The 12,751-nt window shown below is 44.9% G+C and carries 12 protein-coding genes; 5 read left to right on the top strand and 7 right to left on the bottom strand.

Annotated elements, in window-relative coordinates:
* Positions 1 to 42: 42 nt before the first annotated feature.
* From LZZ85_RS09345 to serS, 5 genes are all read right to left on the bottom strand, one after another.
* Positions 43 to 1,242, bottom strand: a complete 1,200-nt coding sequence (locus LZZ85_RS09345; protein ID WP_237870950.1) for a DUF1501 domain-containing protein — start codon at positions 1,240 to 1,242, stop codon at positions 43 to 45.
* A gap of 139 nt (positions 1,243 to 1,381) precedes the next feature.
* Positions 1,382 to 2,863, bottom strand: a complete 1,482-nt coding sequence (locus tag LZZ85_RS09340) for a DUF1800 domain-containing protein (RefSeq protein ID WP_237870948.1) — start codon at positions 2,861 to 2,863, stop codon at positions 1,382 to 1,384.
* A 206-nt stretch (positions 2,864 to 3,069) separates the two neighbouring features.
* On the bottom strand, positions 3,070 to 3,714 hold the full coding sequence (locus LZZ85_RS09335; RefSeq protein WP_237870946.1) for an outer membrane beta-barrel protein: 645 nt from the start codon (positions 3,712 to 3,714) through the stop codon (positions 3,070 to 3,072).
* Between the two features lie 125 nt (positions 3,715 to 3,839).
* Positions 3,840 to 4,169, bottom strand: a complete 330-nt coding sequence (locus LZZ85_RS09330) for a c-type cytochrome (protein ID WP_237870944.1) — start codon at positions 4,167 to 4,169, stop codon at positions 3,840 to 3,842.
* Between the two features lie 157 nt (positions 4,170 to 4,326).
* Positions 4,327 to 5,598 (bottom strand): serine--tRNA ligase, encoded by a 1,272-nt coding sequence (serS, locus tag LZZ85_RS09325; RefSeq protein ID WP_237870942.1) that lies wholly within the window; start codon positions 5,596 to 5,598, stop codon positions 4,327 to 4,329.
* 158 nt (positions 5,599 to 5,756) lie between these two features.
* Here serS and LZZ85_RS09320 point away from each other — a divergent pair, with 158 nt between their 5' ends.
* The gene (locus LZZ85_RS09320) at positions 5,757 to 6,101 is read left to right on the top strand and encodes a hypothetical protein (RefSeq protein WP_237870940.1); all 345 of its coding nucleotides are present in this window, start codon (positions 5,757 to 5,759) and stop codon (positions 6,099 to 6,101) included.
* A gap of 120 nt (positions 6,102 to 6,221) precedes the next feature.
* Positions 6,222 to 6,929, top strand: coding sequence for a peptidylprolyl isomerase (locus tag LZZ85_RS09315; protein WP_237870938.1), 708 nt, complete (start codon positions 6,222 to 6,224; stop codon positions 6,927 to 6,929).
* 73 nt (positions 6,930 to 7,002) lie between these two features.
* On the opposite strand, the gene LZZ85_RS09310 is transcribed toward LZZ85_RS09315, so the two are convergent.
* Positions 7,003 to 7,452, bottom strand: coding sequence for a nuclear transport factor 2 family protein (locus tag LZZ85_RS09310; protein ID WP_237870936.1), 450 nt, complete (start codon positions 7,450 to 7,452; stop codon positions 7,003 to 7,005).
* Between the two features lie 564 nt (positions 7,453 to 8,016).
* A complete protein-coding gene (locus LZZ85_RS09305) occupies positions 8,017 to 10,479 on the bottom strand; it encodes an outer membrane beta-barrel family protein (protein WP_237870934.1) in 2,463 nt (820 codons plus the stop codon).
* A gap of 331 nt (positions 10,480 to 10,810) precedes the next feature.
* On the opposite strand from LZZ85_RS09305, the gene gcvH reads away from it, so the two are divergent.
* The 3 genes from gcvH (at position 10,811) to LZZ85_RS09290 (ending at position 12,635) form a co-directional block, all read left to right on the top strand.
* The gene (gene gcvH / locus LZZ85_RS09300) at positions 10,811 to 11,188 is read left to right on the top strand and encodes a glycine cleavage system protein GcvH (RefSeq protein ID WP_237870932.1); all 378 of its coding nucleotides are present in this window, start codon (positions 10,811 to 10,813) and stop codon (positions 11,186 to 11,188) included.
* Positions 11,189 to 11,316: 128 nt separating this feature from the next.
* The gene (locus LZZ85_RS09295) at positions 11,317 to 11,859 is read left to right on the top strand and encodes an RNA polymerase sigma factor (RefSeq protein ID WP_237870930.1); all 543 of its coding nucleotides are present in this window, start codon (positions 11,317 to 11,319) and stop codon (positions 11,857 to 11,859) included.
* A complete protein-coding gene (locus tag LZZ85_RS09290; protein WP_237870928.1) occupies positions 11,859 to 12,635 on the top strand; it encodes an anti-sigma factor in 777 nt (258 codons plus the stop codon). Before LZZ85_RS09295 ends, LZZ85_RS09290 begins: the two co-directional genes overlap by 1 nt.
* Positions 12,636 to 12,751: the final 116 nt, after the last annotated feature.

Here is a 12,751-nt window from a genome sequence, read left to right as displayed (position 1 = left end):
AATGGCTCCGGGGTTTTTCATTTCAGCCATGAAATAAAACACTTAAATAAAATCCATATTGGCATACTCCCGTCCAAGGATAGTTTTTGCATCTGCATTCAACCATTTATTTAACACAGTAGCATATACATTCTTAAAATCGATCTTGTGTTTCAGATCACCTTCATTCAGATCAGACAGATCCGGCATTGCATTGATCAATCCTTTTTTCTTTAACCCTCCACTGATCAGGAACATATTGTTTGCAGTGCCATGATCCGTACCACCACTTGCATTCTGTGATACACGTCTTCCAAACTCTGAAAATGTCATCAGCAATACGTCTTCAAACCGTCCGTTTGCTTTCAGGTCCTTTGTGAAGGCCGCAATTGCATCATTCATTTCGGTAAACAAGCGTTGTTGCTGAAACTCCTGGTTGATATGCGTATCAAAACTCCCCAGGGAAACGTAATACACTTTTGTATTGATCTCCGAAAAGATCAGCGAGGCAATCGTTTTCATACTGACACCTAATTCCGTTGAAGGATACGTTGCATTGGTAGGATGTAAACGGCTTTGCTTGAAAATATAGTCGGCAGACGACAATGTCTCTGCCATGGTTTTATACAAATAATCAACCGGTTGTTCACCCGCTGTTTCCGGATGATGCTTCATCACATCACGAAAGAATTTTTCGTTAGCAGTACCATACAAACGTCTGGGGTCTTTCACTGCAATACCTTTATTGTTCTCTCCTTTCATAGAAAGACTCAGCACATCGTCGATCTCGATCGCCTGCGTAGGTTTGTCACATCCATGGCATTGTGCATCCAGATAACGGCCGATCCAGCCAGCGTTCCAGTATTCGCTGCTATCGCTGGCCGTATGCCAGATATCCATACTCCGGAAATGCGAGCGATCAGGATTCGGGTATCCAACGCTGTTGATGATCCCAAGATTGCCTTCATCATGTAATTCCCGAAGACTTGTCAGCGCAGGATGAAGACCTGCTTCATCCGTCAGCTTTAACGCCTTTGTCTGGTTGATCCCAAGCTTCGGCCTGGCCTTATAGTAAAGATCATTGCCGATCGGCACAACGGTATTCAACCCGTCGTTTCCTCCGCTCAATTGCAATACCACCACCACCTTGTTTCCCGGCGGCACCATCGCCTTACCTTCGAAAGCTTTCAGGAACTTTGGCAGCATCAGTGATGCAGTGGCAAGTGAACCAACTTGTATGAACTCTCTGCGCTTAAAGTGCATAAGAAAAATTTAACTGTTTTAAAGTTTAATGGTTTAAAAGTTTGCAGGCTTAAATTTTAGCGTTTATGTCTCCGATCCTTATCGCTCATGTGAAAACTTCCAAACACTTAAACTGCCAAACTTTTAAACTTACGCCTGTCTAACATAGTTGATACTCCGGCGTGCTCATGAGCTGAATGGTTGCGGAGCGGATAAATGCTTCGCGACTGCTTCCGTCAGAATATTTGGTAATGATATCGGCGCCTACCGCGGTATTTGTCTGAAGCAGTATGCCGGCAATTGCGTTTACCAGTAATTCACGTTGTGTTTTACTGAAATGATCTGTGTAAGCCGTCCATTCGATGTTTGCATTGATCAGCCTTGTTCCTCTTCCGCCTGCGATCTTTTGCTGGCGTGGCTTTGCAGGTATCGATGCTTCTCCGTCATCCTTGCGGCCCATCATCTGATCATCATCATCTTTAGGTTTGATGTTGATCTCATCTTCATCATTGAACAATTGAGGAACGCGCATACGCATCATCAGCGTGCTGCTGTCTATCCATGATCGGCCGCCGGGCCATCCCGCTACGTTTGGCGGATAGAACAGGACCTGTCCAAGGATCCGCTGGATCACCAGCAATGCATCTTCGTTCTGCAATGCCATTGGTAACATACGCTGAATCCCGACAAGCAATTCAACAGGTGATTTGATGCGCGCGCTAACATTCTTTTCATCATAGAACCAATCGCTGGTATAGATATCTTCCAGCAGAGATGAAATATCATACTCCTTTTGGTAGAAGCGATCAGCCAGCCATTGTATTCGCTGCTGATCCGGCGCATCATTCACAAAGAACTTATAGATTTTGGTACAGATAAAACGGGCCGTTTGTTTTTCATCTAAAAGAATATTCAATACTGCATCTCCATCGAACTGTCCGGTGTGGCCAAGAACGGTCTTGGTGCCATTGTCATGTTGTCCTTTGCGGAATACAAATTCGCCGTTCACATTAGCACCCCATCCGGTGAATGCGCGGGCAGCTTCTTTTACATCATTCTCGGAATAATTGCCGCGGCCAAGTGTAAACAGTTCCATCACTTCCCGTGCAAAGTTTTCATTGGGATGACCTTTTCTGTTTTGCTGATTATTTAAAAAGAAGAGCATTGCTGCACTCCGGGAAACTTCTTTCAGCAATGTGCCGAAATTGCCCAGTGCATTTTGTCTGATCACATTCAACAGTTCCTGCTGATAGAAGACATTAAGGTTCCGGCAGGCAAAATGCCCATGCCAGAAGAAAGCCATTTTTTCGCGAAGCTGCGCTCCGCTGTTCACCATTTCGTTCATCCAGGTGATATTAAGATTGCGTACACCTTCCCTGTTCTTTCTCTGGATATTCCTTCTTTCGTCGGCAGATAATTCTTTACGTTGCAACTGACCGGCAACACCGATACCCTGCACCAATCCCTTGAGATAGTTATCTGCCACATTCATATACACCGGCTTTTTTGAAGATTCTTTTACCAGTGCCCGGTAGAATTCCTTAGGTGTAAAATCACGGAGATCATTTAGTTGTTCAACTGCCGGACCAAATCCGGCGCGCCAAAGCAGGTGCTGATTTCTCAACTGGTTAGACAACGGCATTCGAAGAATTTTGGGTAAGACCGAGGGAAATAAACAAGGTTTAACGCCGTCAGTAGAACTTGAAACAAATAACATTGCGTTAATACAGGCCCAAAAAAGAACCGTTCCGCACTTCTATCAGCACGGAACGGTCCGGAGTAGGTTTAATAGTTGGTTTTTGTTTTTTGGCCCTTTGTATATGAATGACCATTGCTGGCCGGAACGGATCAATTAAGTAAAACTGTCAGACCAAGATATAACGGCACCTGACCGGATACATTCACGTTACCATTAAAGCTTTTTGTTTTATAGCTGCCGCCCATGTCCTCCCTGGTTGACACCTGGTAAGATAATGTCAGAAGATTGTTGAGGCCGGCTTCAATCTGAAGCCATTTGTTAACAGCATATGACACTCCCGGATCGACACTCAGATTAACGGCCGTCCCCTTTGTTTTTGTGTCCGAGCCGGGCTGCGGATATGTATCAGTATATCTTGTCAGTACTCCCGCAAGGCTGCCTGTCCCAAAAATGTAAAAACCACTGTTCCCGATCGGTTTGTATTTCCTTGCAAAAACACCTGCGCTATACTGTCTTTGTGTGGAAGAGGTTGGTGAAATATTGCTATTCTCCCATTTATTACCGGAATAAGACACGATCCCGCCTACAATAAGATTTTCCTTGACTGCCTTTCCAAAACGAAGTCCAACCGCCAGAGAACTTTGGTCAACATAAGGCGAATTAGGATTGTCGGTGTTGGAAGTCCCTCCGCCTATATTGCCGCCGATGAGCGTGGCTCCTTTTTTTATCTGAGCATGCGTGGAAGAGATGATTGCAAAAGATGCAATAGAAAGGATAAGTAAACTTTTTTTCATAATGACTGATTTTGGTTTGATAACAATCAGCACAAATATGAAAAAGAAAAAACGAAACCTGCCATACGGCTGGTTTCGTTTAACGTCGATTTATCTTAATGAAAACTAAAAAACAGTGATTACTCTTATGCTTTTTTTGCGTTTGCATTCACATATGCAGTTACATTTACTGACTGCACAGAATCCAATCTTGCTTTCGGGATCATTGATTTCAGGATGGGTTTCCATTCTTCAGCGGTCCAGTTGGCGACTGGTTTTTCACCATGGCATTTCGCACATCTGGTTGAGTAAATAGTATGGCCTGCTGCAAGGGTTTCTGCTGATACAACCGGCTCAGCTGGTTTAGCCGGGGCTTCCGGCAGCGTTGTACGGGTCGCAACCGTCGGTGCCGTTTTGTTATGACACGCTACGAAAATAGCCGAAACGGCTACTATTGAAAGGAACGTTCTTCTCATGGTGGATCATTATTTAGACGGTAAAATAATCCATCGCGTCCAAATTCGGAAAACGTTTTTAAATCGTTAACAAAGAAGTGGCAAGTTGAAAGTTTAAAGGTTTAAAAGTTGAGTAGCGTTCAACTTTTAAACCTTTAAACTTTCAAACTCCTTACTCTCAAGCCAGCTTCTCCTCCCCAAAGTATTTATGCAACACTCCCGGCAGCTTGATCCCCTCTGCCGTCTGATTGTTTTCGAGCAAACACGCCAGGATCCTTGGCAGTGCGAGTGAGCTTCCATTCAGGCTATGAACAAGCTGTGTTTTACCATTCGCATCTTTGAAGCGGATCTTCATCCGGTTGCTCTGGTATGCTTCGAAGTTAGATACAGAGCTCACTTCAAGCCATCTTTCTTGCGCTGCACTGAATACTTCGAAATCGTAGGTGAATGCAGAGGTAAAGCTCATATCACCGCCACAAAGCTTCAGTATCCGGTATGGCAGTTCTAGTGACTGAAGCAACTTTTCAACGTGTGCCACCATTTCTTCCAGTGCATCGTAGCTTTTATCAGGATGAACAAGCTGAACGATCTCTACTTTTTCAAACTGGTGAACTCGGTTAAGACCCCTTACATCTTTTCCAAAGCTACCGGCTTCCCTTCGGAAACACGGAGAGTACGCGGTCATCCGGATAGGCAGATCATCCGCCTTCACGATCTCGTCGCGGTAGATATTTGTCACCGGAACCTCAGATGTAGGGATCATATAAAGGTTATCCGCCGGCATATAATACATCTGACCTTCTTTATCGGGAAGCTGACCTGTTCCGTAAGCCGTTGCTTCATTCACCATGAACGGTGGCAGGTATTCGGTATACCCCGCGCCTGTATTATAATCAAGAAAATACTGGATCAACGCACGCTGCAGTTTGGCTCCTTTCCCTTTGTAAAGAGGAAATCCGCTGCCGGTGATCTTCGCACCTGTTTCAAAATCGACGATATCATATTTGCGGATCAGGTCCCAATGAGGCACAGATCCTTCCGGCAATGCCGGTTTGCTTCCTCCTTCACGAGCCACGACGTTCTCCGCAGGCGTTTTACCCGCAGGCACGTTGTCAGAAGGAAGGTTTGGCAGCTTCAGCAAAAGATCTGTCAATTGCTTCTCTGTTTCCGCCAGCTTTTCACTGATCGGTTGAAGAGATGCATTCAACCCCGCGACAGCCTGCTTTCTTTGTTCGGCTTCCTCTTTCTGACCTTTAGCCATCAGCTGACCGATCTCCTTCGAAATGCTGTTAACCTGCGATTTATTGGTATCGAACTCCAACTGAACTTTCTTACGTTGATCATCAAGCACAATGATCTCATCCACGAGACCCGGCTCTCCAAAATACTTTACTGCCAGCTTTTTCTTCACCAACTCAGGATCCTGGCGTAACTGCTGTAATTGCAACATATTCCTTCTTTTGTGGCAAAGATAAGGCAGGGCGGGGTTGGTTTAAAAGTTCAAAAGTTTAATAGTTTAAAGGCACGGGGCCTGCGTAACTGTTAAACAATAAAACCTTTGAACTTTAAAACTTCCAACGATTTCCCTTCCTTACGTACCTTCGCAGGATGTTTGCAACAGACGATCTTCAACAACGGTGGTGGAACCTGGAAGCCAGGCTAGTGGAGCGCTTCGGCAAGAAGCCGGATATGGAATCGATCCTTTTCCTGATCGGGATCCAGGAATTTGGTCAGATCAAGAATAAGTTCAGCAAGGAACAGAAGCAGGACCTGATGCACGTAGCCATTTGCCGCTTGCTTACCCCCAGCGGATTTTATGAGCTGGAACAGACCGATAGTGACGGCTGGCCTCATTTCCGCCAGCTCAAAGCCATGCCTGATATGAATCCATTCGAGCAGGAAAATTTTCTTAAAGACCATGTTTTGCTTTATTTTGAGGAACACGGGTTCTGAAGGATAGTTTCAAAGTTTAAGTGTTCAATAGTTTACTGGTTAAACTCTTAATCAGCTGCTACCTGGCAAGCACCAAACGATCCGCCTTAAACCCTTAAACTTTTAAACCTTAGGCATTACATGAAAAGGCTTTTGCTTTGTTCTATTTTCCTCTTTTCCCTTCTTCCCCTATTAGCCCAGAAGGAGGTTACTGTAAAGAAAAAAGACCGGAAGAAGGACATTCTTCTTCAAACGAATTATGGCGATATTACGCTTCGCCTGTCTGATTCAACTCCCCTTCACAGAGACAACTTCATCAAGCTCGTCAAAAGCCACTATTACGATAGTGTGTTATTTCACCGGGTGATCAACCGTTTTATGATACAGGCCGGTGACGGGGAAAGCAAAGGCGCCCCTGCCGGCAAACCTTTGGGCAACGGCAAATTCCCCTACACCATTCCCGCCGAGATCCGGCCCGGGCTATTCCACGAGCGAGGCGTTCTGGCTGCGGCGAGAATGGGCGATGATGTAAACCCTCGGAAAGAAAGCAGCGGCAGCCAGTTCTATATCGTGCAGGGAAAAGTGTTTACAGATGCCGGACTCGATTCCGTAGAAACCAACCGCCTTAAAAGAAAAATACCTGCAGAACTCAGGGAGATATATAAGACTGTCGGAGGTACCCCACACCTTGATCAGAACTATACGGTATATGGAAAAGTGGTGAAAGGTCTTGAAGTGGTGGATCAGATTGCAGTGGTGGAAACGAGTAAAGGGCCGGATAAAGACAGACCAGTGAAAGATGTGGTGATTATTAAGGCAAAACTCGTCAAGCGAAAAAAGATCAGGTAAATTACTTTAGTTTGAATTGTTCCCATCTTAACGCCTTCAGTTTGTTACCGGAAGGACGGTAAGAGTATGATTCCTATTCATGGCGCTTGGCATCTTTATATTGCCATAGAACATTGATCACTTTCCAGCTTCCGTTTATTTTAACCAGGTGCATATGATCTATCCATTCATCTGCAATCAGTTTGACAGAGGCTGTGCGTGTTGATACATCCAGCAGCTTGACTTCTTTCATGGGTGTCTGGGGAAATTTATCACCTTTCTTATTATAACTTTCCGCAAGCAGGATCATGTATTCGGTGCTTGTTTCGCCTATATGATCTTTACCGGTAGACTTAACTTTCCACACTGTTCGCTTTACCATCCGCGGATGTAATGCCCGTGCCATTTGCAAAGTATCAGGTGTATGCTGCGATTCGATATAGTCAAGTGCGGCCTGCCTGACCGCAACACTGTCTTCTTTTGTTTGCCCGGAAACAAAATGGCTTGCAAGAAAGAATATCAGAAAAAAAGTAGCTTGCTTCATATTAGGTTGTAAGATAACCAACTACTGGCCTGGCACTATAAATTTTGAGTGGAGGGCGCAGTTATTGAGTTCCGGGATCAAAATGTAGCGAACCCGTTAATTGCGGGTGAATAAAGGAAAAATCTTCGGTTCTGGCTCACAAACAGCTACACTGAAAAACTTGACAAATTGTGTAGCGTTCATACATTGCTGTTTGTCTGGAAAATTTTAACTTCAGACCACAGTCGTTGCCCTCAACCCTTTTTTATGTCCGATTCATTCATCATTTTTCAGGCTGTTGCACTTGCACTGCTGATCGTTTACCGCAGGAGACGATTGCGGAGGGAATAATTGTCGTTAATCAGCCGGAGCAGACGGCCAGCAACTTCAACTTTCTGCCAAAGAAACAGTAATACAGGAATACCTCCGCCCACTACTGGAGTATATACCCGGCTAGACATCCAACCTGGTGATCTGAACAATCAACCATAGATAAGAGGCCGTATAGCCATAATCTTGTTACATAAAAAGGGTTGATCTTCCGATCAACCCTTAACGTTTAAACTATAAAACTTGTAAATTCTCTTATTGTCCTACCGGCGTCGTACTCTGTCCGGCTGCACGTTTGTTCTCATCATCCAAACCTGTCTTACGCTGACGCGCGGCTTTCACCTGGTTGCTACCGAAACGGTAAGAGAAGTTCAGTTTAAACTGACGGCTTTCCCAGTTACCACTTGCAATGTTTGTAACACCTGTAAAGTTACTCTCGCCTGAGAATTTCATTATCTTGAACATATCCGTTACTACTGCACGCAGCGTTCCGTTTCCTTTCAGGATCGTTTTTGTAAATCCTCCGTCGATGCCATAGATCGCTTTGCTTTCAAATGTCCCCTGCCAGATCGTTGGTGAGTTGTAAAAGCCGGTCAACTCCGCAGACAGCGTTTTGCTCAGCTTGAAGCCATTCTGCATATAGAAGCTGAAGGCAAACACATCCAGGTTCACATTTCTGTCGCCACCACCAAAGTTTGCTTTATAGCGGGAATAGTATGAATTCAGGTTTGCGAAGAAGCTATACCATTTATACTGGAACGGATAACTGATGTTAAGGCTGATGATATCCTGGGTTGCCAGGTTTCTTTTGATCAGGAATGCCTCTGATTTGTTGATCGTATCAGGCAACTGCGTAAAGATATCCTTTACATGGCTGTAGTTCAGCGCAGTGTTCAGCCTGTATTTATAGGTGTGTGTAATACCAAAGCTATTGGTGTATTGTGGTCTCAGCTGGGTATTACCTTTCATATAGGTATAGTCGTTCAGCTTGAATTCAAATGGATTCAGATCCTGGTAAACCGGGCGGTCTATACGGCGGCTGTAAGTCAGCCCAAACTGGCTCATCGGATTCTTGGTAAAGGTGATCGCAGCACTTGGGAAGAAGTCTGTGTAGTTCCTGTTAACAGATGAGTCATATGGTATGTAGTTTCCATTCTGACGCTGTAATCCGGTTGAACGGCCTTTCGAATCAGTGTTCTCCACGCGCAGACCCGCCTGGATCATAAATCCTTTGAACGCTCTGTTATAGTTTGCATAAACAGCATTCACATTTTCTTTATAAGTGAATTTGTTGCTGCGGTCCCTGTCCAGCACATCGGTATTTCCAAATACGTCATAACGCTGGAAGTCGTTATCGGTATTTACATAACCGATCTTACCACCAAGCCCCAGCCTTCCTTTTTTAAAGTTTTGCTCGTAGTCAACTTTTAATGAATAAATATCGATATCCGTCGGAGCGATCATGCGATATACATTGCTGTAAGTCGGCACTTTCTGACCATTTATGATATCAAAATAATGGTTGGGCTGAAACTGTGTACTTCTGTTCTTATAGAAACCGTAGTCAGCATCCACGTTCAGCTCACTTCCACCGGTAACTGCATACCGATAGTTAACGTTGAAGTTGAGGTTGTCTCTTTTCACGTCATTATCATTGCCGGCTTCCAGCAGGCGAACCACCTGGTTGGTTGGACGGTAGAGGATATTCATCGGACCGTCTGTTTCATTTTTGCCGTCAGACAGGTTACCGTTCACGATCGCACCAATGGTACTTTTCGCATTCAGGAAGTAATCCATACCTGCTTTGAAGTTGTGACCATTATCGTTATAGTTCTTCATGCGGTTGACCTGGTCAAAGATCGAATCACCCTGTGCGCGATACAATTTGAAATTGCTGACGTTCAGGCTGCGGTTGTAATTATAGTTGCCAAACAGGTTTACTTTGGAGTTACGATGGTTGAGCGCGATACCACCATTATATTTTCCATAAGTACCGATCGCATATCCGGCATTCACAGAACCGTTTGTACCAAAGGTTTTATTTTTTTTCAATTTAATATTGATGATACCTGCGTTACCAGCTGCTTCATATTTTGCTGAAGGGTTGGTGATCAGTTCCACCGCTTCGATCTGTGATGATTGCAGTGTTTTCAAATATGCCGCAAGATCAGCACCTGAAAGCGGACTTGGCTTACCGTCGATAAACACCTGCACGCCATTCTTACCCGCAAGGGAAAGATTGTCATCTTTATCTACCATAACACCGGGTGATTTACGAAGAAGTTCCAGGGCGTCCTGGCCAACAGCGTTGATCGTTCCTTCAACGTTCATGATGGTCTTATCCGCTCTTACTTCAACCAGTGGTTTTTTTGAAACCACGGTAACACCCTGCAGGGTTCCATCAGTTTTTAATAAAGTCAGCGCATCAACAGTCACATCAGCAGAAGCCACATCAAAAACTTTCGAATAAGCGGGTTGATAACCTACGTAGGTAACGCTTACAAGATATTTTCCAGGCTCCGCCGGAAACTGAAATCCACCCTGGTTGTCAGATACCGTAAGCTTTGCAACAGTAGAGTCTTTAGCTTTGAGCAGGGATACAGTTGTTTTTTCGAGTCCTTTTCCTTGCTGGTCTTTTACAACCCCGGAAATTTTTTGTGCGAAAGATGCCGTTGTGGTCAAAACAGCAACAGTTAGTAGTGTCAGTAATTTTCTCATACAATCCCTCTTTTAGATAAGGTGCACAAAGGTAATTCTGTGTCATCCAATGGTAAATCACTTGCCGACAAGTGGTGTAAAAACTGGCATGAACGGCGCTTAATTCCCGGTGAAACGCGAATGGGCCGCGAATAGCCGCAAATCTGCGCGAATAGCGGCTCTTAGTACTGGAAAATCTAAAAGCACAGAAGCATAATATTATGAAAATGAATATACTATCATTTGCACTAATCCGATCTTCCCAGATTTTCTTAGACAGTATTCGCGTTCATTCGCGGCCATTCGCGAATTATTCGCGTTTAATGTATATTCGTGCCCTAAATTGTTCAGTATGAGTTACCCAGCGAATCTTCGTTATACAAAAGATCATGAATGGATCAGCCTTGAAGGCGATATCGCAACCATTGGCATTACAGAATTTGCTCAGCGCGAACTGGGTGATATTGTTTATGTTGAAGTAGAAACAATTGGTAAGGCACTTGTTGCAGGCGCCGTTTTTGGAACGGTAGAAGCCGTAAAAACGGTATCTGATCTGTTTCTGCCGGTGGCAGGAAGCATCCAGGAGCTGAATCCTGAGCTGGCAAATCAACCAGAGCTGGTGAATTCCGATCCTTATGGAGAAGGTTGGATGGTCAAAATGAAAGTGGATAATCCCGCTGATGTGGATGCACTGCTGGATGCCGCAGGATATGAGGCGGTTGTAGGATAATCCCTACCCGGCAAATCCAGCCATTATGCATTTGCGTATATTTGAACAGTAATACGCAAACCAACCGTGTTATTGTTAACGAGAGAAAGAAAAAAATTCTTTCTTTCTTTCCCTCTTAACCCATAAGCTTGAGCATTACCCAAAAATACAGTGAACAAGAGCTTGTCAGCTTGCTGCAACAGCGGCAGGAGAGCTCGTTTGGTTACCTGTATGATAACTATGCAGGGGCATTATTGGGTGTGGTTGGAGGAATTGTTGCGGACCAGGAAACCGCAAGAGACGTGCTTCAGGAAGTGTTTGTAAATATCTGGAGAAAGATAGAGTTGTATGATCCTGCCAAAGGCCGCCTTTTTACCTGGATGATGAATATTGCAAGGAACGCCGCCATTGATAAGATAAGATCGAAAGGCTACCAGGACTCCCTTAAGAACCATTCCATTCCTGAAAATGCTGATCAGAACTTCCCCGCAACAGGACCACAGGTCGATGATGTCGGGCTCAGGAAAGTATTGAACCAACTTAAAGAAGAACACAGGGTTTTGGTGGATTTATCTTATTTCCAGGGATATACTCATGACGAGATTTCAAAGGCATTGAATATTCCGCTGGGAACGGTGAAGACGCGTATAAGAAGTGCATTGATTCATTTAAGAACATTGATAAAACAGTAGTGAACGTACAGGAATACATATCAAGTGGTATTGTTGAGAGCTATGTGTTAGGCCTGGCATCTCCGGAGGAACAGCGCGAGTTCGAACAGATGAGCGCGCAGTACCCCGAAGTTCTGGAAGCCCGTATAGCTTTTGAAACATCCCTGGAACAACAGGCGATGAGCAATACCATTATTCCTCCACCTGCTTTCAAAGCGCAGGTGAGGGCTGCTGTATTCCTGGAAAACCAAACGCAGCAAGCGAAGGTGGTTACTATTGATCGCGGAGCGCCTGTCGTAAGGACCGGGTGGATCAAATATGCTGCTGCCGCCGCAGTGATCCTGCTTGCCGGCAGCCTGTTCTGGAATATCTCGCTCTTCAACGAAAACAACAAGCTGAAAACCGATTATACAGCCGCGACAGGCAGGCTGGCGGATCTTGAAAAAGATATGTCTACGCTGATGAACCCGAACGTGCAGATGACCGCCATGAAAGGCCTTGAGGCCTCTCCTGCATCTTATACGACTGTGTATTGGGATAGTACAGCGAAAAGCGTTTTCCTGCTGGTGAATAACCTGCCGAAACCAGCAAGCGATAAACAGTACCAGCTATGGGCAATACTGGATGGTCAACCGGTTGATCTCGGCATGATCGATAACCAATACCTTATCGGCCAGCGACCGTTGTTGCTTCGAATGAATAATGTGTCAGGAGCGCAGGCATTTGCGATTACGCTGGAGAAAGCCGGTGGTAATCCAAAGCCGGAAGGCCCAATGTATACACTGGGGAACAGATAGTGCCCTTGTAAAAGCAAAAAGCGAAACGCCACGGATTTAAGCCGTGGCGTTTCGCTTTTTTGTTTGTGGAGCCGTTGTTTTTAAGTGTGATTATTCATTCGATGGGGTGTTTGCCC

The organism is Terrimonas ginsenosidimutans (assembly GCF_022012415.1).
Classification (GTDB): domain Bacteria; phylum Bacteroidota; class Bacteroidia; order Chitinophagales; family Chitinophagaceae; genus Terrimonas_A; species Terrimonas_A ginsenosidimutans.
The sequence above is the reverse complement of the archived record's forward strand: the minus strand, read 5'-3'. Positions and strand labels throughout refer to the sequence as shown.